Origin of the sequence: Moorena bouillonii PNG (assembly GCF_001942495.1) — a bacterium.
Taxonomy (GTDB): domain Bacteria; phylum Cyanobacteriota; class Cyanobacteriia; order Cyanobacteriales; family Coleofasciculaceae; genus Moorena; species Moorena bouillonii.
Window position 1 is genome coordinate 7891591 of the sequence record NZ_MKZS01000001.1, and the last position, 23668, is coordinate 7915258.

Sequence of the window (23668 nt, forward strand, 5' to 3'; positions counted from 1 at the left end):
TTGTACTACTAAGCTCGAAAAGCTTGACTGTAAGCATTCAGCGGTCAGCCGTCAGCCGTCAGCCAAGGGCATCAGCTGATAGCTGATAGCTGATAGCTGATCGCTGATTTTTCAGTATCTATAGACTTATCCGGCTAACCACCAAAAGTTATGCAGGAAACTTTCAATACCAGGTTGATCTCCCACAGGACTTACCCACCAAGACCCTTAACATCCCGTTTCTCCTTATAAGTCAAAAGCTGAAATCGGTATATAGCATTTCTTAAATAGGTGAGGTACACAAGTTGTGGATTAATGGAAATAGGGAATAGGGAACTAGGGAATGACTTTTTTGAAGTGTCGTCTGTTGCTTGATGTACTTTTGCTGCTCCAATATCAGCCATACCAACTGCTCCCTTGCCAGTTGTTTGAGGGCTTTTGGCTCTAGCTTGTTCAGTGCGAGTTTTCTGCTCATGCTGTTAGGTTACCGATTTTTTCAGTTTTGTCAACCCCCCTCACCTGAATTCTTACAATTAAACTTAATTGTTCTTCCAACTTATATATTTTATTTTATAGATTTGTACTACTAAGCTCGAAAAGCTTGACTGTAAGCATTCAGCGGTCAGCCGTCAGCGGTCAGCCGTCAGCGGTCAGCCGTCAGCCAAGGGCATCAGCTGATAGCACCTCAAGTAACGTGGCACAGGCTTTGGCCTTGGCCTTTAGGCCACGCTACGCGAATGGCCACGCTGTGCGAACGACGCTGTGACGTAGCGCATTAGCTGATAGCTGATCTAGGGGTAATTGCAGCTGGCTCACATTTTTTTGTTCCCGCTTTTTATTGTAGGGCGCAGGCTAAGTAGTAACAACCGTTAACATCAGCCTTGCAATTGGGTTGAGTGCGGGGCCAGTCTCTACATTGACAAGCAATTGGCAATTATTGACAATATAGCTATAAACAAGTAGTAAGCAACTAAGTATCCCAATGGAGACAATGAACATTGCCCTGCCCTCTCAGATGAAAGAGTTTATTCAAGCTCAGGTAGCCTTAGGGGGTTATAGCAGCACTAGCGAGTACATTCGAGAGCTAATTCGAGCTGACCAAAAGCAGAAAACTAGATACGCCCTAGAAATGGAAATTCTCAAAGGACTAAGTAGCCCAGAGCCAACACCAATGACAGCTGACGATTGGGAAGATATTCGGGCCAATATCAGACAGCGGTTTGACCAATCCGGGAAATAACTGATACATCGGATAATTACAGCGTTTCTCATATTAATTAGGTACAAAGGATTTTTTCCCGACTCCCGACTCCCGATTCCCGACTCCCGACTCCCGACTCCCGACTCCCTAAAAAAAAATCGGTCAAGTTTGGGTTAACCCCAATCCTTGACCGAATTCTGTACTTTAACGTTCCACAAGTACAGCTTAAAATCGATAATTTCAGATCTCAATTATGCCATGATTACCGAGTTAGTCAGCAACTGCTGAAAAGCAATAACATCCCAACTCATTTTGCTTCATGCTGCTTCATCCTCCTCCACAAAACATCCTTAACAAGTCCTGATTTGCCAGGGGGCAACCCTGGCAATATCCTATCTTAATCTACGTAAAAGTATCGAATCAAAAAGGTCATAACCTCACCAGGATTTCCCGTCGGCTCCGGAGTGCTCCACTCGTCCGGATCCGCATACTTAAGGGAATAAATGGCATTAATTGTTTTGCGAACCTTTTCAGGAGAACCGATCAAAAGGAGCTTGGCTTTCTTGGGTTTAGAACCTTGGTTGTCGGAAGGAGGAAAATTGTTACTCATCTGAAATTATGGATTGATTTTGTGGACACTATTAATTTATCAACAAATAAATATATTGTCAAGGGGTTTAGAAAATTTTTTTTTATTAAGAAATCGGGAATTGGGAATCGGCAAAAGTTTTTACTTGTATAGATTTTTAAGAAGATTACTGGTCAGGTGGGCAGTGCCTAATACCAATTCAAACGCTGACCATTGTTTTGCTAAGCACTGCCCACCCTACATCTACTATTGAGCATGCTAATACCAAGTAAGGTTTGTGTTTTGTTCGACTGATGTTGAAAAGACTAGCTACTGCTTAAAAAGATCTCAACTAGGTTCTATAGCACTACGCATTCAGATGTTTGACATTGTCTTGATGCAGCGCGGTCATGGGGAGGCACCTCTGCATCGCTCCTAAACTCCGAAACGTGAGTCTAGCTTACTTCTGACTTCTTACTTCTTACTTGCGGACTTGCGCGTAGCGCTATATTAGGACTAAACCCGTCCCCATTTCTAGTAAAATTAATCTCTTTGATGGCAAAAAAAAAAGCAAGTTATAAATTAACTTGCAAAAGATTTAACCCGATAGATTTTGTGAATTTTATTGGATTATCAACCAAATAATGCCATTATCATCTAATAGCATTATTTGGCTTCTAGGTGCAACAGGTATCCGTGTAGGAATTGTGATAATTTTTGATGCCATATTGCCTACTCCCTGTTCCTATGATCCGTTGTTCCCTTTGCTATACAGCTAGTTCACACTACTTTCATCTACTGTTGAATTCGATGCCCCTGTAGCAATTGGCAATTCCTCGACTTTGGGTAGCTTTTCGAGGGCCAGACGAGACGAAGACGTCCCACCGGATAAACGCTTGAGAAGTTTTGGTCTAGGGTCATGGAGCAAGTAAATAATATTATCCCCCGGTTGCCAATCTTCATTCCCACTCGCCACTTGAAAACTCTTTTCCCTTTCCACTAGCAAAGGTACCAGTTCTCCAGAGCGAATTAAGGCATTTAGATGAGCTCGCTGAAAACCAAATCCAGCTTCCTTGAGAGTGGTTTTGCCCAACTTGATTTGCCCATCATTAATGTACTGGATCCAAGTTTTGATCGGTAGTTGTGCCATGAAGGCCTGATTAACCTTGGTTTTATTGTTGTTGCTATTGACTTGGGGGTCACGAGGAAACACTGCTAAGACTCGCGGTGGATTAAACTCCTCTGCTGCTCGTTGAGCCAATACCAAGTTAATTTCGCCATTCTTGGTCATTGCTAGGAACGTTCCCACCGATTCGATGCCAGCTTCTTCTAGAACATCCACATCCAAACCACTGCTTTGGAAAACCCGCAGATTTTCGTCCCTTGCTTTTTGGCATGCTTCTGGGTCTGTATCAATCAGCACAACAGACTCTCCTCGTTCTTGAAACAAACGAGCAATCAGACGGCTCATCGGATTACAACCGATAATTACAGCACCAGTTGCCTCCTCCTCTGGGTTAAGTTTTAGCCATTTGGCGACCCAACGAGCGGTCAAACCTTGTAAAACTACCGTCAACATAATGGTGAGGAATACCAAGGCTTTAATCGAGTCACCACCATTAAACCCCCGTTCCGTCAGGAGAATGGCAAACAAGGAAGCCACAGAAGCACTGACAATTCCCTTAGGACCAATCCAGGACACAAATAATTTTTGCCGCCAATTGAGATCACTATTCCAAGTACAAACCACCACACTGATGGGGCGCACCACCAACATCAACACCAAGACGGTAAAGATACTGCCCCAGCCTAGGGCAAACACACTGGCGATGGATAGGTCAGCGGAGAGGAGTACGAATAACATGGAAACCCCAAGGACAGTTAATTGTCCCTTGAAGCGTCGCAACAAGCGCTCTTCAGGCAGGTCAGAGGCTCCCATCACTACTCCAGCCACTACCGTTGCCATCAAACCGGATTCAGAGCGAACCATCTGAGCCAAGCCAAACAAACCCCACATGCCAGCCAGTACCACCAAGTTTTTGAGTTCTTCTGAGATGAAGCGTGCTTGCTTGAGAAGAAACCCCATTAACCAGCCCCCTAAGCCCCCAATAACAGCACCGGTGCTCAAACGAAGACCTAGACCCACAAATGCTGCATTTGCACCACCATCACTATTTAAAATTGTGTCCAGGACAACCACTGCCAGAATTGCCCCGACTGGATCAATGAGAACCCCTTCCCCTTCTAGGAGGGTTTCTACACGTCGATCCACTTTCACCTGTTTTAGCAGAGGGCTAATCACCGTTGGTCCGGTGACCACCACTAGAGAGGCATAGAGAAAAGCAATCGGCCAAGGAAACTCCCCTAGCCAGTGAGCCGCCATACCACCTCCTAACAGGGTAATCAGTGTTCCTATGGTAACTAGATTTCTCAGACTACCAGACACTTTGCCCAGATCCCGCAGATCTAGGTTAAGCCCTCCTTCAAACAGAATAACTGCCACTGAGAGGGCAACAATTACCTCTAGACCAACCCCTAGCTTCTGTGGGTGCAAAAGACCGAAGCCATCTGGTCCGAGTAGAGTGCCAAACATCAGCAAAAAGACAATGCTGGGAATTTTTAAATACTCACCCATTACCTGGGCACTGATCCCAGCGAAGATGGCGATAACCATCTGTAGGGTTAGTTCAAATGAGCTTTCCATATGCGTAAGTGTCGCAAGTGATCAACTTAGGTAGAAATTCCTCATTATTCTGTGTTCAACTCCATGGCCTGGCTTGGTCAACAAGTGATCGGTTAGCAGTGAATCTGAACTTGAGGTAAGTTCTAGAACATTGCTCGTAGCAGTCGATGGTCAATGACTCAGCTATAGGTCACAGTAATAAAACCGTCTATAGCCTATCTTAAGCATGCCCTTTGTGTCCTGGTAGTGTATCACTTTCATAGGACTTATTACAGAAGTAGGCAACTTTGGAACTTCGGAACAGTGAACAGGTAAGGATTCTGGAGAAGATTTTTTAACTTTGGCAACAGGTCTTGAAAAAAACTCAAGTTTGAATTACTCAAGAGTGTAAGCAAAGCTGTTTGCTGTTGTGCCTTACTTAAACGATTGCTGACCAACACTTCCTCCCGGAGATAACATTGAGCGAGTGTAAATAGTCATGGGGAGGTTTGAGAGTGTCTGTTACCAGCTCATCCTCCTCTTTGTCTAATTAGTTTTGTTTATATTGTGTTTATCTTGTGTATAATTGTCAGACTTTGCCATTAGTCAGCAATCTAATCATTAATTCCAGCCATAGCTCACACTACTCATAGGTCAAAGGTTTTTCTACGTTGATTGGTAATTTAAAAAAAAATTAAGTTTTAATTCATGCTGGATAGTTTAGCACCGTCAGTTCCACAACGGACATTCCATCACTGACGGTAAACAGCTTCAACAGAATTGCCTTTTCACCCTCGCGCGAGACGATTAGTTAGAGACGATTAGTTAGAGACGATTAGTTTTCGGACATAATTGAAAGGTTAAAGGTAAAAAGTGTACTGCTGTGGTGAAGAACACCAGACAACGGGGTTAGTAGATTAGATAGGATGGCTAGCAGGATTGGGATAATCCCCCAAGTAGAACCGAAAAATTCGATGATGGCTCGTGGTCTGGTGGGGAACAGTAAAATTAGCTTGCTTAATGGTTTTTTGTTAAACTTCTAGCTTTAATTATGAATTATTGGTAAAGGTAAAGGTAAAGGTAAATTTATGGATCATAAAACGTTTACTTGGGGTGGCTCGGGAAACCGCATACGTAGAACTCAACGCTGGATTGAGAGATTGTCGCTGTTAGGGTTACTCCTAGCAGCACTATTGTTGTTTAGCATTAATTTGGGCAGTGGCTCGTTGGAAGAGGTAGAGCAAAGCATAAGTCATCTTGCTACTCAACTACTTTCAGCAAAGGGGGAATTTGGGCAGTGGCTTTACCCAACTCTCGAAGGTGAAACCCTAATTGAACACCCCCCCCTACTAGCCTGGCTGATTGCGGTGGCTTATCAGTTTGGTGGTGTCAACGAGTGGACTACGCGCTTACCTAGTGCCATCCTCAGTGTTCTGTCGGTACTGCTAGTCTATGGTCTTGCTACAGAAATCTTCCCCTGCCGTCAGAAGGCTATTTTCTCTAGCTTGATTTACCTAACGTTCTTACCAATAGCCCATTATGGGCGTATGGCAATCCTGGATGGAGCTAATCTGTGCTTTGTGGTGTTGATGATGTGGTGTGTGTTGCGATCGCGTCGGGACTCACGCTGGTCACTGCCAGCGGGGATCGGATTAGGCTTGATTTTCCTCACTAAGGGGATCCTGGTGGCATTGTTGATCACAGCGATCGCTCTGTTGTTTCTAGCATGGGATACGCCCAGACTCCTCACGTCTACTTATTGGTGGTTAGGATTGCTCTTAGGCTATAGTCCTGCTCTTGCTTGGTACACTGTGCCATTGCTGGTACAGGATCAAAGAGCTGTTACTACAACTAAAGCCATTCTCTACGAGTCCCTACGCCCGATCTGGACAGCAGTGGATGGGCAAAATCGCCTGCCTTGGTATTACCTGGGGGAAATGTTAAAATTTTCCGCACCTTGGTTACTGTTCTTTTCCTACTGGTTACAGCAGGCTTGGAAGAATCGCCATTGGGGCTGGGCTAAATTGGTACTGGTATGGGCTGGCGGTTACTTGATCGCCATTTCCCTTCTTGCCACTAAATTGCCTGGGTATGTGTTACCAGTTTACCCAGCATTAGCCCTTGCTGGTGGAGCCCAACTCACAGACATTTGGCATTGGCCTTCTGGCAAATCTTATCCCCGTTTTTGGAGTATTGGTTTAAGTCTGCTAGGTGTCGCTACCATTACTGTGATGCTTCACTTCGGGATTAGGAAAGCTTTTGACCTCAGCTCCTGGCTGTTCTTCGCTTGTGTCCCTTTAACCATGGTTATAGCAGGGATGCTGGTTGCCCGACAGGATAGACAATTTATGGTAATTTTATTCTGGGGAACCTATATTTCACTACTGATTTTGATGTCTTCTGACCCTGAGATTTGGCAATTGCTGATCTAGTTCAACTTATTGCTTAATACTGGTCTGCTTGAGTAATGGAAATTGAAGCCAGCCAGAAGAATTGATGATGCCCCTGACTGGATGTTATTTATACAATATCCCAATTGAGTGATTAAAAGCTAGATTGGGAAGTTTCCATAAATGGGGATGGAAATTGATACACCGCTTTCTTAACAGACAGTGATCAAGTTGGCATGGAGCTATCAGCAGTCAGCTGACGCGCTACTTTCCGGCTTTGCAAACAGCTAATGTTTTGGGAGCCTGGGTTTATCAAGAGAGTAAGCTTATGGGCTCCTTTTCAAACCACGCTTACTGTTTAAAGCCTCGTGGATTGGTTCTCTTGAGGGCATCATCAATGGCTACTTGCAGAGCGTTTCAAGTAGCGCTAATGCTGATAACTGACGGCGGAATGCTGACATTTTGAGCGAAAGCACATTTACCGGTTAAGGCGTTCTAAGCCTTGTCTATTCGGCTCAGGATGCCTCAAGTGCTTCTTCTTCTGTTTCATCAAGTTGTTTAAGGTGAATGTGCTTGCGTCCCAGGGTGATTTCAAACTGGTCCCCTGGTTCTAAACCCATTTGTTTCGTGTAAGCCGAGCCAATCAGAAGATTGCCGTTAGACTGCACACTAATCCGATAGCTGGCACTGCGTCCGCCACGACCATTGCCATTGACTTTGCTGTCTAATTCAATCCCCTCCGCATCAATAAGGGCATTGAGGAACTTCATCATATTGACTCGCTCTACTCCGTTTTTTGTCACGGTGTAGTAGCCACAGGCTCTAGCTTTTTCTTCTTTGCTCAGGCCACCTAGGTTTTTGACTTTCTCCACCAATGCTTGGCCCTGCAGAGGAACGATCGGAGCAGCCATGTTTTTCTTTTTAGCCATCAACTTGAATCTAATACTAAGGACTTAAGTGGTATCCAGCCTTTCTACTGGACTGACTGTCAACTAAGATAACAAAATCTTAGTTTAATATCAGTATATGAGACTATCTTACACCGATAGTGTCAACTGTGTTCGTTAATAGTCAGTTTTTAACTACCGTTCAACTACAGCAATAGGTTGTGAATAGGTCGTGAACAACTCCGATCATCTGGGTCACAGGAAAATTGCCTAGGGTCACGGGAAAATTGCCTAAAAGAGTATGGGCTACTCTTGTAGGCAATTTCCCCACCAGCAACTTGTACTTTCCATCCCTGTCACAAGTCAATGGCTATCTCCATTGGGTGACACTATTTTATAGTTTCTTTGAGCTGTTGCATTCAGAAGGGCGGGCTATCAGCTATCAGCCATTGATAGTCTAAGATATAAGCTTCTGCCTTGAAGCCGATAGCTAAAAGCATACCGCTCAAAGTATAGTCTTCAGGATGAGAGGGTTCCTTGGTTCCCCCTGCTCTTGATGCTGATAGCTGAGTGCATTAAACGAGCGTGATCTTTAAACAGGTCATAAAATCGTTTCCGACTAAGCGTCTTTCAAAGAAATTGTCCCGTTAACTCCCACGTCCACTTTCCGATTGGATTGCTATTTTATTATGAAGCTCACCACTCGTGGACACTACAGTGTTAAGGCACTACTAGATCTGAGCCTAAGACCAGGGTATGGACCGACATCGGTTAGAGCGATCGCTAAACGGCAAGGTCTACCAGCTCCATATCTAGAAAAACTACTGATTGAGATGCGTCGTGCTGGCTTAGTCAAGTCAGTTCGTGGAGCTCAAGGAGGCTATCAATTAGCCCATGAACCCACAGAAATTTCCCTCGGCAAAATCCTAGAAGCAGTGGGTGAAACCATCGAACCACTACCCCACCATACCCCAGACGCTGGTCAAGCCGAAGACTGGGTTACATTTACACTTTGGCATCGTTTGCATCAAAAGCTTAAAGAAGCATTGTACACTATAACTCTTGCCGATCTTTATTATGATGCCCGTAGTTGGCAAGCGGCTATGGGAGAAGAAACCAGTTTCGTTGTTTGAATCAATTTTTCTTTTCATGAAAAAGAGTAACGAACCGATTACTTATGAGGGAGGCTGTCATTGTGGCGCTGTCCGCTTCCAGGTAATTGTAAACAAGCATCAGGCAATTGATTGCAATTGTTCGATGTGTAAAAAAAAGGGCATCTTACACCTGATTGTCTCCCCTGAGCAATTTAGCTTACTTAAGGGAGATCAAGTGTTGACTAGTTATACCTTCAACACTCACACGGCCAAGCACACATTCTGCCAAATCTGTGGCATTCATCCTTTCTATCGACCCCGCTCTCATCCCAATGGGATTTCTGTCAACCTACGTTGTCTTGACGGTGATGTTCTATCTCGATTTACCATTGTCCCTTTCGATGGGGCTAACTGGGAAGAGAATGTCGATAAAATTAGAAAGTAGTGGTTCAAATCCTGGGTAATAACCATACTAATGGTCTCATTTTGCTGCTGGCGGCTAGTCTGGATTATCTGATCGGTGATCCTTGGGGTTGGGTCCATCCAGTGCAGGTTATGGGCTGGGTAATCTCTCAGTTCACTCAGCTAGCAATTCACTTCTGGCAGCAGCCTTGGCAACGACGCCTAGCAGGAATTGGGTTGGGTATTGGACTAATTATTGGGAGTGGAGTAGCTGGATGGTTTATTGTCTTCCTAGGAATCTGGCTCAATCCATTTTTGGGTATAGGCATAGGAACGATATTGCTAGCCAGTTGTTTTGCTGGTCGCTCTCTTCGAGCAGCAGCAATGGATGTATTACAGCCTTTAACTGCCGGAGAATTAAAACTAGCCCGTTCTCGATTAAGTCAATATGTTGGTCGTGATACAGAAAATCTTTGTGAGTCAGAAATCCTACGAGCTGTCCTAGAAACGGTGGCGGAAAACACTACCGATGGGGTCACAGCCCCTCTGTTCTATGCCATTGTTGGAGCGTTAATTCCTGGGGTTGGTAGTGTTCCTCTGGCCTTAGCTTATAAAGCTGCCAGTACTTTAGATTCGATGGTCGGTTACCGCCGAGAACCTTACACGAATTTAGGTTGGTTTAGTGCTAAATTTGAAGATTTACTAACCTGGATCCCCTGTCGATTAACCGTATTGACCCTAGCCTTGATGTCTGGAAAACCCCAGCAGATCTGGCGTCTGTGTCGCCGTGATGCTATTGCTGATCCGAGTCCTAACTCTGGCTGGAGTGAATCGGCTTTTGCTGCGATTTTGGAGGTTCAGCTGGGAGGTACTAATGTTTACAGTGGTGTTGTCAAGCAAAAACCCTTATTAGGGAAACCTACCTACGAGATCACACCAGGCAAAATTGACCAAGCCTTAGAGCTGACACGATATTGCTTTTTAATTTGGCTGGGTATAGGGTTGGTTTTTTGTCTAGTGCAATATGCGATTGGCCTTTGGCCACGCTTTGCGAACGCTTTACACAACGTTATCGTTTAATCAGGCAATTATTTTTTTTTGCTTAAATTTTCCTCTATGGGAGTAAATTGTCTTATAACCTTTTTCCAGCAATTTATTTGGCATTGCTGAACAAAAGAATGACATCAAGTATAGTTGGGTCACTTACCGATTACCGATTACCGATTACCCTTGGGTCTTCCAGCTGACAGCAAAGCCATCTATTTTTACTCAACTTTAGGGCAAATTCTGATCATAATTGCCTCAAAACTTAATAAAACTTAAAAAAGGAGATAAACGTGGAAGTACTTGCTTACACTCATTCCTATGAATCCTATGAAGAAGCAGTAGGTATTGATTGTGATCTAGATCTAAGAGAACTCAACCTCAACTGGTTTAAAATTCCTAACACTGCTTGGCTCGGTTTACTAGGATGTGCGGTCTGGTTAGCGAGTCTGAGTGTAACGGCTCCAGTGTTTGCGGCTTTAGAAACAGGGATCAAAGTCAAGACAAGTGGTGGTTGCTTGACTGCACGCAAAGGTCCGAGCGATACTTCCGCAGCTGTCGTCTGTGTTAGCAATGGAGCTGTACTCAAACCTGTGGTTGCTAAAAATGGGAATTGGCTGCAGCTGAGCAGTGGCAATTGGGTTTATGGTCCTTACACTACCTCTCGATACTTTAATGGCAGTGATCAAGGGGGTGGCGGTAGTCCGATTTTGGAATCAGGAATCAAAGTCAAGACTCCCAATAGTGGGTGTTTGAAAGCACTGACTGGTCCTGGCACTGGTCAGGTTGTTGCTTGTGTCCGCAGTGGATCTGCACTCAAACCTGTGGTTGCTAAAAATGGGAATTGGCTGCAGCTGAGCAGTGGCAATTGGGTTTATGGTCCTTACACTACCTCTAAATTATTTGATCAAAGTAGTGAAGGTGGTGGAGGTAGTCCGATTTTGGAATCAGGAATCAAAGTCAAGACTCCCAATGGTGGGTGTTTGAAAGCACTCCCTGGTCCTGGTACTGGTCAGGCTGTTACCTGTGTTCCCAGTGGATCTGTACTCAAACCTGTGGTTGCTAGAAATGGCAATTGGCTACAGCTGAACAGTGGCAATTGGGTCTATGGTCCTTACACCACCTCTAAATTCTTTTAATCTGAATCTTTATAGGACAGGACTTACCCAGTAACTCTATCTGTAAGGTGCGTTAATAACGCACCCTACTGCTATGATTACCTCGCAAACCTAAGGCTATTCAGAACATTGATAACTTCTGCTTTAGTCATTCCGGGACGAATTTCTGGTCTATATAGCATTTCTATGACAGCTTGATCAATCTCCGCATATTCAGTCGTATCAGTCCACCCTTGGAAAAATACACTATTTCTGTATTTATAGGAATCCCTCATCAGTCCTATAGATTGGGTGAGCTCTTCTCGGATTAGGTGAGACCGTGCTTTTTGAGTAATGCTAGTTGTAGAAATCATAATTCTTGACTTATAAATTACCTGGTTATTCCACCAAGTCCGAAAAAAACCAAAATTGACCGGTCGATAGTTAGGCTCATAGCGACGAAACTCGTATTCGGGAACAAAATAAATCTTGAGATTGGGATTATTATCATCAAAGTTTATTTGAATTGAACCTTGAGTAATCGTATTTATTTCATCAATAACGGTTGACAAAGTCTGCCAATCTTCAGGGGTTGGCAAGCCGATTACCTTAATCCTCACATTTTTGTCCCATTTTTTGATAGTAGGATTGGAGGAGCGGTATTCCGAGCCTAAGGCAATTTCCAAAAAATAATCAATTTGAGCTTGAGTATAGTTTTTGTTTTCAATTGATTGGAGAGTGGGTTGTGTGCTACTTAGCTCATAATTATTCCCATAAGTGGGTGTTTGATAAGTAGATGGAATCAAAAAACCTAAGAAACTCAGAATAACAGACTTGACGATTGGCAAACAAAAATTACGCATGGTCATCCGTAAAGAAAGTAGATGAATCTATAGAGTTAGGTTGATAAGCGAGGGGGTTTTGGCAGGGTGCATCTCACATTTGTAAATGTTCGTAGGGTGCGTGATAAGACGGGCGAGCCCTTATTTTATCGGTAGCAAGTGTTAGGACAATCCGTCCCGTAACGCACCACCCAAACGGCAAAAATGAGATGCACCCTTTTGGCACAGTGATGATTCGCGATCGCATCACTGTGGAGCGCCGATTACAAAAAAAAACCCCAGCAGTCAGCTGAGGAAAATTATCCAGGAGATTTACTTTGATCACATCCGTTATAACTCTTAAATCCGCCAGGAAATTGACTACATCCGGAAAGATTGATCATGGTTGGGCTCATTAAACCGAAGAAACTCAGAATATATGACTTGACGATGGGCAAACAAAAATTCCCCATGGTCATCCGTATCGAAAGTTGATGAATCTAGAGGTGCGACCCGTGACGAATTAAATTCTTAATGGTAAGAGCGCACCTAAGAGTGAGGTTGTTCACAGGGGGTTTTGGTACAGTGATGATCCGCGATCCCATTACTGTATGTAGAGCGCCGAGCACAATAAAAACCCCCAGCAGTCAGCTGGGGGCAATATCCAGGAGATTTATCTTTACTAAATCCGTTATAACTCTTAAATCCAGGCTGAAATTGACTACATCCGGAAAGATTGGTGATGGTTGGGCTCAAAAAACTGAAGAGACTCAGAAGATATGACTTGAGGATGGGCCAACAAAAATTAGGTCATCCCCTTTGGAATTAATCTAGAGAGTCAGGTTGCTCAGAGGCGGTTTTGGCACAGTTATGATCCGCGATCCCATTACTGTAGAGCGCCGATCACAATAAAAACCCCCAGCAGTCAGCTGGGGGTAATATCCAGGAGATTTACCTTTTTAGGGTAATTATCCAGGAGATTTACTTTGATCACATCCGTTATAACTCTTAAATCCAGCAGGAAATTGACTAGCTCCGGAAAGATTTCATGGTTGGGCTCAAAAAAACCAAGAGACTGAGAATATATGAATTGAGGATGGGCCAACAAAAATTAGGCATGGTCATCCCCTTTGGAATTAATCTAGAGAGTTGGGTTGCTCTATAGCAATAAGCGCGCGGGTATTTACAAATAATGGTGAGGGATAAATGGCTAAAAGCTTTGTAAAACTTGGATTTTATCTTCCGGTCTTGATGCAGTCGCTCACGCCTGCATCAAGACCAGGCTCAAAAATGTAGTTAACGATACTCTTAAGCCTCGAAAACTACTTCTTACCTATTCCCGATTCCCGATTCCCGATTCCCGATTCCCTATTACCTATTACCTATTCCCTGTTCAACACTTCTGAGGCGATCGCATCACTGTGCGACGCGATTACAATAAAAACCCCCAGCAGTAAGCTGGGGGCAATATCCAGGAGATTTACCTTTTTAGGGTAATTATCCAGGAGATTTACTTTGATCACATCCGTTATAACTCTTAAATCCAGCCTGAAATGGACTACATCCGGAAAGATTGCTAAAAGATTGCTCCTTCAAGATTGCTCATTATTGGGATCAAAGATATTACCTGGGAACTGGTGAAGGAGTGATCAGCTAAAGGGGTGATCAGGTAAAGGGATGATCGGATCAGCAGTTATGACCGATGAAGGTAACTGGGGATGACGTGGGCTTGCTGATCTCCATTAAGATAGTAGTGTTATGAACACAATACAAATATTGCTAGAGAACTGGCTATCATAAAAAAAAATTTGGTAGGAAAGCGATGGAAAGCTTAGTCTGCGTTAATCTTGCCGAGTCCTATGAAGACGCGGATAATTTTCCGTGGCAAGATGATAATGGTTTAATTCGATGGTTAGATGGGCTAAACACTCCCACTATTCCTAGTTCAGCTTGGATCAAGATTAGTGCGATCGCAATTGCCCTAACCATCCTCAGTACCGCTGCTAATGCCAGTGCTAAAGTACTTCAAAAAGGCAGCCGTGGAGCACAGGTGACTTCTCTTCAGAGAGAGTTGGCAGCGGCTGGCTTTTATAAAGGTCGGATTACTGGCAACTATGACATGTTAACCCAGTCTTATGTTGCTATCTTTCAGCAAAAGAAGGGACTACCAATAGATGGTGTGGCTGGACCAAAAACCCTAGCAGCGTTATATAAAACTGCTGGTACTGATATTCGTCTACCAACAAACACACAGCTCAAACGCGGTAGTAGAGGAACGGTAGTCAGCGATCTGCAAAAGAAGTTGACAACCTTAGGATTTTTTAATGGTCCGATCACTGGCTATTACGGGCGCATGACCCAAGCAGCGGTAATTAAATTTCAGCGAGCCAAGGGATTACGGGCGGATGGCGTTGCTGGACAAAACACCTTATTCGTAATCAATGGTGGTTCGATCAACAGCGCCACTCAGTTACGGCGAGGTAACAGAGGAACTGCTGTGACCAAACTGCAACAGCGCATGAGGGAGTTGAAAGTCTACAACGGTCCAGTAACGGGATTCTACGGTCGTTTAACTGAAGCAGGGGTCATAAAATTTCAGCGCTTGAGGGGACTACCAGTGACTGGTATTGCTGACTCTCGGACTTTGTCAGACTTAGCCAAAAATCCTAATGATAAGGATAAAGATAAGGATATTCTTACCAACGTGACTGAGTTGCGACCAGGCAGCAATGGCGAATCGGTTACAAAACTTCAAAATCGCCTCAAAGACTTGGGATTCTACAAAGGGCCAATAACGGGATACTATGGTAAATTAACTGAGACTGCAGTCAAAGATTATCAGCTTTCTCGGGAACTGCCAGCAAATGGCATTGCTGACTCTCGTACGTTATCAGCACTACGGGGCAATTCTGGTATTGCTGTTGCTGCTACCATCATTACTCCATTAAAACGAGGTAGTCGTGGCACAAGAGTGAATAGCCTTCAGAATCGCTTGATTTCCCTAGGCTACTATAAAGGATTAAAAGATGGCGTATTTGGACCAGACACAGAGGCAGCCCTGAAGCAATATCAACGGGACAAAGGCTTATTTCCCAATGGAATTGCTGATGCTAGAACCTTTTCATCTCTTGCTCCACGGTAATAGCTGAACGTCTGGTATAATCTCAAAACCTTGACAGCCCTGTCCCCGCCTAACTATAGGACTGTGGGCGGGGTATCCTGCTGAAATTTTTAATTAACCAGGATGCCTACTCAAACCATTGAAATCCTATCAGCTGAAGAACTGCGCCGTACAGTCAATCGTTTGGCATCTCAAGTGATCGAACAAGTGAGTGATTTGTCCAAACTAGCACTGGTGGGTATATATACCAGAGGTGTTCCTTTAGCTCAGTTGCTAGGACGTCAGATTGAAACCCTAGAGCAGGTCAGTGTGCCAGTGGGAGCGTTGGATATCACCTTTTATCGGGATGATCTTGATCGAATTGGTATCCGTACCCCGGCAAAAACAGATATTCCCTTCGATCTTGATCGTAAGATAGTGGTGTTGGTAGATGATGTCATTTATAGAGGACGTACCATTCGTGCTGCTCTAAACGCGGTGCTTGAGTATGGTAGACCCCAAACGATTAAATTATTAGTGCTAGTAGACCGAGGACATCGGGAACTGCCGATTAGTCCAGATTTTACCGGCAAGCTACTCCCCACATCCGCCGAAGAACAGGTAAAGGTTTATCTAAACGATAATGATGGTCGGGATGGAGTGGAATTAATTAAAGTAATTAGCGCCTGAATCGTGATCAGATTGCTCTTATTTTCCAAATTATTATGACCCAAACCCAACAGCGAAAGGCTGACCACATCAGGATTTGTCTGGATGAAGATGTTCAATTTCGTGCCAATACCAATGGACTGGAAAGGTACCGCTTCACTCACTGTTGCTTACCAGAACTAAACCGCAGTGAGATTGACATATCTACTACATTTCTGGGGAAATCCTTGGGAGCACCATTGTTGATTTCTTCTATGACTGGTGGTACTGAACAGGCAAAAACGATTAATTTTCGTCTGGCTGAGGTTGCCCAACATTACAAACTAGGCATGGGGGTTGGTTCTCAGCGAGTAGCTGTGGAAAAACCCGAGGTTGGTCATACCTTTGCGGTGCGCTCCCAAGCTCCAGATATTATCCTATTTGCCAACATCGGTGCGGTTCAGCTGAACTACAGTTATGGACTAGAAGAATGCCAAAAGGTGGTTGACCTGTTAACAGCAGATGCGCTGATTTTGCACATCAATCCCTTGCAGGAGTGCATTCAAGCTAACGGGGATACTAATTTCAAGGGGTTACTTGACAAAATTAATGGTTTATGCAGTAAGTTAACGGTACCAGTGATTGCTAAAGAAGTGGGTAATGGCATCTCAGCCGCTATGGCCCAGAGGTTGCTGGAGGCTGGTGTTACCGCTATTGATGTTGCTGGTGCCGGGGGCACGTCTTGGGCAAAGGTAGAAAGTGAGCGAGGATTAACCGCTCATCAGCGTCGGTTAGGACAGACCTTTGGTGACTGGGGTTTACCAACCGCTGAGTGCATTACCAGTATTCGAGCCATTGCCCCCGACATTCCCTTAATTGCATCTGGGGGATTGCGCAATGGTTTGGATGTGGCAAAAGCGATCGCATTAGGAGCCGATATTGCTGGTCTAGCATTACCATTCCTGCAAGCAGCAGCTGAGTCAGTAGATGCCGTTGATGCCTTAGTGCAACTGTTGATGGCAGAAATCACTACTGCTCTATTCTGCACCGGTAATGCTACGTTGTCTGATCTCAAGCAATCCAACACTTTGAAAAAGTTAGGATAGTGGTAATCGGGAATCGGGAATCGGGAATCGGGAATCGGGAATCGGGAATCGGGAATAGAGAATCGGGAATCGGGAATCGGGAATCGGGAATCGGGAATCGGGAATCGCCCTTAATCCTTAATCCTTAATCCTTAATCCTTAATCCTTGATGCTTAATCCTTAATCCTTAATCCTTAATCCTTAATCCTTTATGCTTAATAATTCATTCTTTATGCTTAATCCTTAATCCTTAATCCTTAATCCTTAATCCTTAATCCTTTACCAAATGCGTCAATTTCTTCAACAAACCTTTGCCAGCCTAGTAGGAAGTCTTGCCGGTTTAATTCTATTTTTTAGTTTAGCTACTAGTGGATTCCTGTTTCTACTGATTGCAGTAGCATCCAAAGATACAGGGCCACAGGTTCAAGATAAATCAGTACTGGTGTTTGATTTATCGGTCAATATCAGCGATACCAATCCTACCTCAAGCACTAGTGAAGTGATTGAAGAGGTGTTATCGGGTCAACAAACCAATATCATCCCTTTGCGCAAGGTGCTCGATACTCTGGATAAGGCAACTAAAGATAAGCGCATTGTTGCTCTCTACCTGGATGGAGCTGCATCTAAAACTGTTGGCAACACTGGCTTGGCAAATCTCAAGGAGGTAAGGGAGGCTCTGGAACGTTTCCGAGCTGCTGGGAAAAAAATTATTGCCTATGACGTAGATTTGGGAGAACGGGAATACTATCTTAGCTCAGTTGCGGATACGATAATTCTTAACCCGATGGGAGTTGTGGAAATCAATGGCTTGAACTCTGCCCAACTTTTTCTGACCGGAGCTCTCCAGAAGTATGGTATTGGTGTTCAGGTAGTTCGAGTTGGCAAGTACAAGTCCGCAGTTGAACCGTTCTTGCTCAAACAGCTCAGTCCTGAAAGTCGGGAACAGACTCGAGAATTGTTAGATGATATTTGGGATGAATTTTTGACAACTGTGGGGAAAAGTCGTGAGATTACTCCCAAGACCTTGCAAGCGATCGCTAATACTAAAGGGATGTTGATCGCATCAGAGGCCAAACGTCAAGGTTTGGTGGATCAAGTTGGATACTTCGATGAGGTGATTGCTACTCTCAAGGAGCTTACTGGAGAAAAAGAAAAGGATAAATCGTTCCGGAAAATTAAGCTGGCTACTTACGCTAGTGCGAAAAGTCCTTACTCTAAAAATCGCAAGTCTAAGCATAAAATTGCCGTAGTTTATGCCGAGGGTAGCATTGTTGACGGTCAGGGAAACCTTGAGCAAGTAGGGGGTGAACGCTTTGCTAAACAGCTGCGCGAGCTACGGCTGGATAAAGATATTAAAGCAGTAGTGCTCAGGGTTAATAGTCCTGGTGGCAGTGCTACAGCCTCTGAGATTATTCAACGGGAAGTGCGGCTGATCCGTCAAGAAAAGCCAGTGATTGTGTCTATGGGCAATGTGGCAGCTTCTGGTGGCTACTGGATTTCTACCTATAGCGACCGAATTTTTGCTGAGCCAAATACTATCACTGGTTCTATTGGTGTCTTTGGTGTACTTTTTAATATCCAAGAATTAGCTAACAACAATGGTCTGACCTGGGATATTGTACAAACAGCTTCTTTAGCGGATATTCAAAGTACTGTCCGTCCCAAAACAGACCAAGAGTTGGCAATCTACCAAACCATGGTTAATCAGATTTATGACCAGTTCATTGACAAAGTAGCAGAGTCACGTAAATTGCCTAAGGGCAAGGTGAAAGATATTGCTCAGGGACGGGTTTGGTCAGGTATAGACGCCAAGGAGATAGGTTTAGTTGATGAGATTGGGGGTATTAATGATGCTATTAAGTATGCAGCTCAACAAGCTAAGTTAAAGAATGATTGGAAAGTAGAAGAGTATCCAAAAATTCCTAGTTTCGAGGAAAGGATTCTGGAGACACTGACTAATGATGTTAGGCTCACAAGCCGACAATTACCTGAGCCACTAACTACAGAGTTGCTGAAGCTAAAACAGGATTTGGCAATTTTCACAACCTTCAATGACCCGAAGGGGATTTATTCTATTTTGCCGTTTAACTGGCGAGTTGATTAAGGGTTCCATAGCGCAGCCAAAAGGCCAAGGTTGTCTGTCATAATGCAGAATGTAGAATGCAGAATGTAGAATGTAGAATTCCCAATTCTACATTCTACATTCTTAATTCAAAAATGTTGTTCGCCTTTGGCGATTCGGTGTAGGGTAGGGTTAAATCTGAATTACACTATTTGCCCGATTCCCGATTCCCGATTCCCGATTCCCGATTCCCGATTCCCGATTCCCGATTCCCGATTCCCGATTCCCGATTCCCGATTCCCGATTCCCGATTCCCTCTTAAAACCGATACTTGCGAATCGGCTGTTGAGAATCCTTACTTACCAGTGCCCAGATTCCGATTGGTAAAGCATTTCCTTGAGCATCCACCTTAATTTCCATCACAATTGGTGGTGGTGATATCGGTAGATTAGAGTTCTCTTGCCTAGCACTATTTAATTCTTCATTAATTTGTTGCCGTTGGTCTTCTGGCATATAGTAAGTTTCCAATCCATACTCAATCGAGCCATAGTTAGCAACACCTTTGAGGGGAATCTGATTAGCTGGTAGTCGGGAAGGGAATTTGGCACTTAAGCCTACTGGTTTCCAGGCTATTGGTAGTTGAGTTGAGTTGGATGAGTCTGGTGCTTCTAAAATTACGTAAAAACGGGTACCAGGCTTGATAAAGGTTACCTTGTTGCCATTAGGTTGTTGCTTGGGCAGTTTTTGCCAGCCATGAAGATTGCGTAAGTTGTCCTGATTAGAAATATCGTATCTTAGAGTTTGGGAATAGCCTCGCAAAAGTTCGTAAGGGTCTACTGGCGCTGTCTGAAGGATGACAGTTTTTCCAGTCAGTGTAGTGTAAATTGCCTGGGTGGGAACAGTAATAATTAGTGCAGTTTGAAATAAAAGAGGTACCCAGAATCGCCAGCTTGGTATAGGACGGGAATACTCAGAATTAATGCTCATAATTCATAATTCATAAATCATAAATCATAATTCAGACTTCAAATAGCGCTCAAACCATAGTCCAGCACCAATAATACCTAGCCCACAGAGGAATAAGACTATGGATTTGACTAACAAAGCAGTATCGTACTCCAGCATCCGGGTCAAAATTTGCAGCGTCAGTAGCACCATGCCACCCCAGAATAAACCTCGTTTCCCCTCTGCTAGTCCGGCGCGGATTAAACCGATGTCGATTAGGAATAAAAGCAGATTGAAGATGAATACCGCTATGATGGGTAGAATACCAATACTGAGATGCCAATAGGGAACTAGGGCGCTGATCACAATCATAATAGCCACACCCTTAGTGATTGAGTCCATTCGACGTAACAGTCTGCTCCATGCCCAGATCGTTAAGCTACCTAAAATGACACTATCAATCACGGCAGGTTTCAGGAGTATTGAGGTGACTTCAACTAGCGGTTTGACTGATGGGGAACTATCCCATAACACGTGGAAAGACAAAAAATAAGATGATAGGCTGAGGAAGGTGATCCCAAGGGTGCGGGCTGTGCTATTAAATTCCTGGAGGTTGGGCTGAATTCTTCCCAGGAAACCCCCGTATGACCATAACAAGGCTGGTGGTAGAGCGCATGCGATCGCAGCAATCCAACCGGGATAAGGCCATAGCTCGAAGTTGATCAAGTTCCATTCCAGGGCAGCAACTACTGCGATCGCACTTAAGCGAAACATCCATCGTGAACGACACCAGTAAGCCAAGGGAATAAACAGTAAACCCGCAAACACTGGCATATGTTGTATGATTAGCCTTAGCCAAGACAACTCTGTGATTGCCAAAAATTCTGGCTGGGACATTCCTCGCACATACCCTAACCCAATCAAGACCATTGCCAGCATCCCTAATAGGGTCAAGCGTAGGCTATAAGCCATGGCTAAGACTCCTAATCCCCAAATCAGGTATAACTGATACAGTGGTCCACTTTGGTGGAACATTTGGGACATCAGTGCTATATTGGCTCCTAAAGTCAGGGCTCCTAAAAGTAATAAACCCTGTCCCAAACGGCAATGCCTACCTTGGGTTGGGTCTCGCCATAGATAGAAGCCAGCAATGTTGATCCCGAAGAAGACACTCAGAAGCAAGGTCACTTTCAACCACCGAGACCAGGCTTGCCAGTTGGCTGCCACAAAGGTGATCATGCCCAAGCCTAAGAGAAGACTGCCTAGAACTAGCAAAATTACGACGAATCGATTACGGGCCGCTACTTCCAGGTCACTAAATTGATAGCGTTCCGCTAATTGAGCGTATAGGCCAGCATCAATCAACCCTTCTGTTTGCCATTGTTGTGCTTCTTGACGTAACTGGTGACGAAATTTATCGGAAGGCATCACAACCTATTTTTTAGAGCTTAAGACTTTCATCTGGGAATATACAATGTTATAATCACTAACCGACTGAATGTTTGATTATGTCCATGATATGGTGTAAACATTCTGTAATAATTAGATCAGAGTAAGTAAAAAACTGTTAACTAGAATCGGAGCTAATGGTAAACCAGAGGTCAACGTGTGGGTAGTAGTAGCTCCGAACATGTGGTATATAGGAGTTTTGATTTTACTGCATCCGTCTGTTCAGTTGAGGTTGGTAAGGTACGTCAGAAGATTGTCTAGACGTGGTAAGTGTTCGTCCCTCAAATTTCTCCTTATCCACCCTAGTGACTGGTGTCAACAATTTTTTCCTTTTTTTTTGTTATAGCCCGGAGGTATCTCTAAATGTCCATTCGCCTGTACATAGGTAACTTACCTAAAGAAGAAGTAAACCGTGATGAGCTGCAAGCTATTTTTGCTGAAGCCGGTGACAACTTTACCACAAAAGTGATTAAAGATCGTAAAACTGGTAAATGTCGGGGCTTCGGCTTCGTCACGGTGGCAACGGATGAGGAGGCTGATCAATTCATTGAAAAGTTCAATGGTCTTATGTTCAAGGATACTGCCTTGAAAATTGAAAAAGCCCTGCCACGATCCAAGAATGTAGAGAAAGAACCATCTAAGGAGAAAGAAAAACCCAATCAAGCATCAACCTCATCTACCAGCAACAATCCTCCCCCTCGCCGTAACAACAACAAGAATAAGTCTAATAAGCGTAAGCATCAACAGACTACATCTGACCCCGCTGGAATTCAACCCGATCCCCGTTGGGCTAATGAATTGGCAAAGCTGAAAGAAATGTTATCGGCTCAAACTACTAACTCTTAATTTTGAGTGAGATTAGCCCTACGCCATACCCGTCAGGGAGGCGTGGGCTTATTGCTCTGTAAAGCTTCAGGCTTTCGACGCAATTTTTTAATAAAAGATCTAATCACCAAGCGCCTGGGTTATACCAGTCTGCTGATAGTACTACTTTAATATCGATATCTGACTCATTCTGCCAGACAGAGAGTCTTTTCTTTTTTTTGGTTCATGTACACTGGCAAATCCCGATAGGTTTATGGTCATTTAAAAGGGAGGTTACAACCAGATCCCGATAGCTTACCAATACCAAACAAATTCAAGCCAACGAAACAGCAAACTATTGAGCTTGATAGATAGCTGTTAATGTTGTGTGTCCACTACCAACTACCTATTAGCTTAACCCTTGCCGATTAAAAGTCTGGCAAGCTCAGGTAATTTTGCATCCTGTGTTACCTGATGGATTTACAATTGTCAGTTGTGAACTAAAACTTACGTTTTAACCACTAACCACTAACCACTAATCACTAACGTTGTTATGAGTGCAGAAATTGACCCCATTAAGTTAATGAAACAGGAAGTTGGCAAAGCAGCTGCCAAGCGGGTGCAGTCGGGAATGATTGTGGGGCTAGGCACTGGTTCAACGACTGCCTATGCAATTCAGTTTTTAGGCGATCGCTTAAACTCTGGAGAGATTAAGGATATTGTAGGCATCCCCACCTCTTTCCAGGCAGAAGTCTTGGCGAAACAGTACGGCATTCCCTTGACTACCCTTGATGCGGTGGATCACATAGATGTAGCGATTGATGGTGCTGACGAAGTCGATCCCCAGAAAAATTTGATTAAGGGGGGTGGCGCTGCCCACACCCGTGAGAAAATTGTAGATTCCCTGGCCAAACAATTTATCGTAGTAGTCGATAGCACTAAAATAGTTGAACACTTGGGGTCTACCTTCCTATTACCTGTAGAAGTTATCCCGATGGCAATCACACCAGTTATGAATGCCATTGAAAAGCTAGGGGGTAAACCGGAACTGCGCATGGGGGTCAAAAAAGCTGGACCAGTGATTACAGATCAGGGAAATATGGTCGTTGATGTCAAATTTGATGCCATTGATAACCCAGCTGAGCTAGAAAAAACTATCAATAATATTCCTGGTGTTCTGGAAAATGGTTTATTTGTTGGGGTTACGGATCTGGTTCTAGTTGGAGAAGTTAAGGATGGTCAGACCGTGATTCGGGAAATGTAACACGTCCAGCACTAAAGCTTGAAAGTGCCGTGGGATTCTTGCTTGATAGAAATACTCTTGATAGAAATACTCAGATATTTCTCCCAAGCCAAGGCAATTAAGTGTATGTCCCACGGCTTGATTAATTTTCCAGGTAGAGAATAGTTGATTAGACTTTGTCGAGCTT

At 44.0% G+C, this 23668-nt stretch carries 24 protein-coding genes; 16 read left to right on the plus strand and 8 right to left on the minus strand.

All coding sequences use genetic code 11. From position 1 onward, the window contains the following. Window positions 1–262: 262 nt before the first annotated feature. On the minus strand, window positions 263–454 hold the full coding sequence (locus BJP37_RS37945) for a hypothetical protein (protein ID WP_143727904.1): 192 nt from the start codon (window positions 452–454) through the stop codon (window positions 263–265). Between the two features lie 126 nt (window positions 455–580). On the opposite strand from BJP37_RS37945, the gene BJP37_RS40460 reads away from it, so the two are divergent. Both BJP37_RS40460 and BJP37_RS32195 read left to right on the plus strand, forming a co-directional pair. Beyond that, entirely contained in the window at window positions 581–745 is a 165-nt protein-coding gene (locus BJP37_RS40460; protein WP_158069861.1) for a hypothetical protein, read from the plus strand. A 225-nt stretch (window positions 746–970) separates the two neighbouring features. Beyond that, the gene (locus tag BJP37_RS32195) at window positions 971–1219 is read left to right on the plus strand and encodes a type II toxin-antitoxin system ParD family antitoxin (RefSeq protein WP_229415518.1); all 249 of its coding nucleotides are present in this window, start codon (window positions 971–973) and stop codon (window positions 1217–1219) included. A gap of 358 nt (window positions 1220–1577) precedes the next feature. On the opposite strand, the gene BJP37_RS42045 is transcribed toward BJP37_RS32195, so the two are convergent. Continuing rightward, window positions 1578–1790, minus strand: coding sequence for a hypothetical protein (locus BJP37_RS42045; protein WP_075905104.1), 213 nt, complete (start codon window positions 1788–1790; stop codon window positions 1578–1580). A 602-nt stretch (window positions 1791–2392) separates the two neighbouring features. Here BJP37_RS42045 and BJP37_RS44130 point away from each other — a divergent pair. Then, the gene (locus BJP37_RS44130; RefSeq protein ID WP_269087101.1) at window positions 2393–2527 is read left to right on the plus strand and encodes a hypothetical protein; all 135 of its coding nucleotides are present in this window, start codon (window positions 2393–2395) and stop codon (window positions 2525–2527) included. On the opposite strand, the gene BJP37_RS32205 is transcribed toward BJP37_RS44130, so the two are convergent. After that, window positions 2524–4452 carry a cation:proton antiporter gene (locus tag BJP37_RS32205; protein ID WP_075905106.1) on the minus strand — a complete coding sequence of 643 codons (1929 nt, stop codon included), beginning with the start codon at window positions 4450–4452 and terminating at the stop codon, window positions 2524–2526. The two genes, BJP37_RS44130 and BJP37_RS32205, sit on opposite strands and share 4 nt — an antisense overlap. 1046 nt (window positions 4453–5498) lie before the next feature. Here BJP37_RS32205 and BJP37_RS32210 point away from each other — a divergent pair. Next, entirely contained in the window at window positions 5499–6842 is a 1344-nt protein-coding gene (locus BJP37_RS32210; protein ID WP_075905108.1) for an ArnT family glycosyltransferase, read from the plus strand. A 473-nt stretch (window positions 6843–7315) separates the two neighbouring features. Here the strand turns inward: BJP37_RS32210 and BJP37_RS32215 are convergent, their stop codons facing one another. After that, entirely contained in the window at window positions 7316–7729 is a 414-nt protein-coding gene (locus BJP37_RS32215) for an AbrB family transcriptional regulator (protein WP_075905110.1), read from the minus strand. Between the two features lie 647 nt (window positions 7730–8376). Between BJP37_RS32215 and BJP37_RS32220 the strand changes: the two genes are divergently transcribed. The 4 genes from BJP37_RS32220 to BJP37_RS32235 all read left to right on the plus strand — a co-directional run bounded on the left by BJP37_RS32220 (window position 8377) and on the right by BJP37_RS32235 (window position 11366). Continuing rightward, entirely contained in the window at window positions 8377–8820 is a 444-nt protein-coding gene (locus BJP37_RS32220) for an Rrf2 family transcriptional regulator (RefSeq protein ID WP_070392486.1), read from the plus strand. Next, window positions 8768–9226 (plus strand): GFA family protein, encoded by a 459-nt coding sequence (locus BJP37_RS32225; RefSeq protein ID WP_075905112.1) that lies wholly within the window; start codon window positions 8768–8770, stop codon window positions 9224–9226. The genes BJP37_RS32220 and BJP37_RS32225 overlap by 53 nt, the downstream gene beginning before the upstream one ends. After that, the gene (gene cbiB, locus BJP37_RS32230) at window positions 9226–10263 is read left to right on the plus strand and encodes an adenosylcobinamide-phosphate synthase CbiB (RefSeq protein WP_075905114.1); all 1038 of its coding nucleotides are present in this window, start codon (window positions 9226–9228) and stop codon (window positions 10261–10263) included. Before BJP37_RS32225 ends, cbiB begins: the two co-directional genes overlap by 1 nt. A 257-nt stretch (window positions 10264–10520) precedes the next feature. Next, entirely contained in the window at window positions 10521–11366 is an 846-nt protein-coding gene (locus BJP37_RS32235) for a hypothetical protein (RefSeq protein WP_075905116.1), read from the plus strand. 77 nt (window positions 11367–11443) lie between these two features. Here the strand turns inward: BJP37_RS32235 and BJP37_RS32240 are convergent, their stop codons facing one another. Beyond that, complete coding sequence (locus BJP37_RS32240) at window positions 11444–12187, minus strand: DUF2927 domain-containing protein (protein ID WP_075906679.1); 744 nt, start codon at window positions 12185–12187, stop codon at window positions 11444–11446. Window positions 12188–13527: 1340 nt separating this feature from the next. After that, the gene (locus tag BJP37_RS41815) at window positions 13528–13668 is read right to left on the minus strand and encodes a hypothetical protein (protein ID WP_198954246.1); all 141 of its coding nucleotides are present in this window, start codon (window positions 13666–13668) and stop codon (window positions 13528–13530) included. 299 nt (window positions 13669–13967) lie between these two features. On the opposite strand from BJP37_RS41815, the gene BJP37_RS32250 reads away from it, so the two are divergent. The 6 genes from BJP37_RS32250 (at window position 13968) to BJP37_RS37950 (ending at window position 19427) form a co-directional block, all read left to right on the plus strand. Further along, complete coding sequence (locus tag BJP37_RS32250) at window positions 13968–15287, plus strand: peptidoglycan-binding domain-containing protein (protein ID WP_075905120.1); 1320 nt, start codon at window positions 13968–13970, stop codon at window positions 15285–15287. A gap of 102 nt (window positions 15288–15389) precedes the next feature. Further along, entirely contained in the window at window positions 15390–15935 is a 546-nt protein-coding gene (gene pyrR / locus BJP37_RS32255) for a bifunctional pyr operon transcriptional regulator/uracil phosphoribosyltransferase PyrR (protein WP_008184410.1), read from the plus strand. Window positions 15936–15970: 35 nt separating this feature from the next. After that, entirely contained in the window at window positions 15971–16999 is a 1029-nt protein-coding gene (fni, locus tag BJP37_RS32260) for a type 2 isopentenyl-diphosphate Delta-isomerase (RefSeq protein ID WP_075905122.1), read from the plus strand. Beyond that, window positions 16996–17127: an AraC family transcriptional regulator gene (locus BJP37_RS44135; protein ID WP_075905124.1), complete on the plus strand. Its 132-nt coding sequence runs from the start codon at window positions 16996–16998 to the stop codon at window positions 17125–17127. The genes fni and BJP37_RS44135 overlap by 4 nt, the downstream gene beginning before the upstream one ends. A 137-nt stretch (window positions 17128–17264) precedes the next feature. Continuing rightward, window positions 17265–19082 (plus strand): signal peptide peptidase SppA, encoded by a 1818-nt coding sequence (gene sppA / locus BJP37_RS32270; RefSeq protein WP_075905126.1) that lies wholly within the window; start codon window positions 17265–17267, stop codon window positions 19080–19082. A gap of 126 nt (window positions 19083–19208) precedes the next feature. Next, complete coding sequence (locus BJP37_RS37950) at window positions 19209–19427, plus strand: hypothetical protein (RefSeq protein WP_143727906.1); 219 nt, start codon at window positions 19209–19211, stop codon at window positions 19425–19427. Here the strand turns inward: BJP37_RS37950 and BJP37_RS32275 are convergent. Together BJP37_RS32275 and BJP37_RS32280 are read right to left on the minus strand one after the other, a co-directional pair. Further along, window positions 19359–20027: a GDYXXLXY domain-containing protein gene (locus BJP37_RS32275; RefSeq protein ID WP_075905128.1), complete on the minus strand. Its 669-nt coding sequence runs from the start codon at window positions 20025–20027 to the stop codon at window positions 19359–19361. The two genes, BJP37_RS37950 and BJP37_RS32275, sit on opposite strands and share 69 nt — an antisense overlap. A gap of 24 nt (window positions 20028–20051) precedes the next feature. After that, window positions 20052–21413, minus strand: coding sequence for a DUF2157 domain-containing protein (locus tag BJP37_RS32280; protein ID WP_075905130.1), 1362 nt, complete (start codon window positions 21411–21413; stop codon window positions 20052–20054). 384 nt (window positions 21414–21797) lie between these two features. On the opposite strand from BJP37_RS32280, the gene BJP37_RS32285 reads away from it, so the two are divergent. Further along, window positions 21798–22280, plus strand: a complete 483-nt coding sequence (locus BJP37_RS32285; protein WP_075905132.1) for an RNA recognition motif domain-containing protein — start codon at window positions 21798–21800, stop codon at window positions 22278–22280. Between the two features lie 511 nt (window positions 22281–22791). Beyond that, window positions 22792–23502 carry a ribose-5-phosphate isomerase RpiA gene (rpiA, locus tag BJP37_RS32290; RefSeq protein WP_075905134.1) on the plus strand — a complete coding sequence of 237 codons (711 nt, stop codon included), beginning with the start codon at window positions 22792–22794 and terminating at the stop codon, window positions 23500–23502. The last annotated feature ends 166 nt before the right edge of the window (window positions 23503–23668 follow it).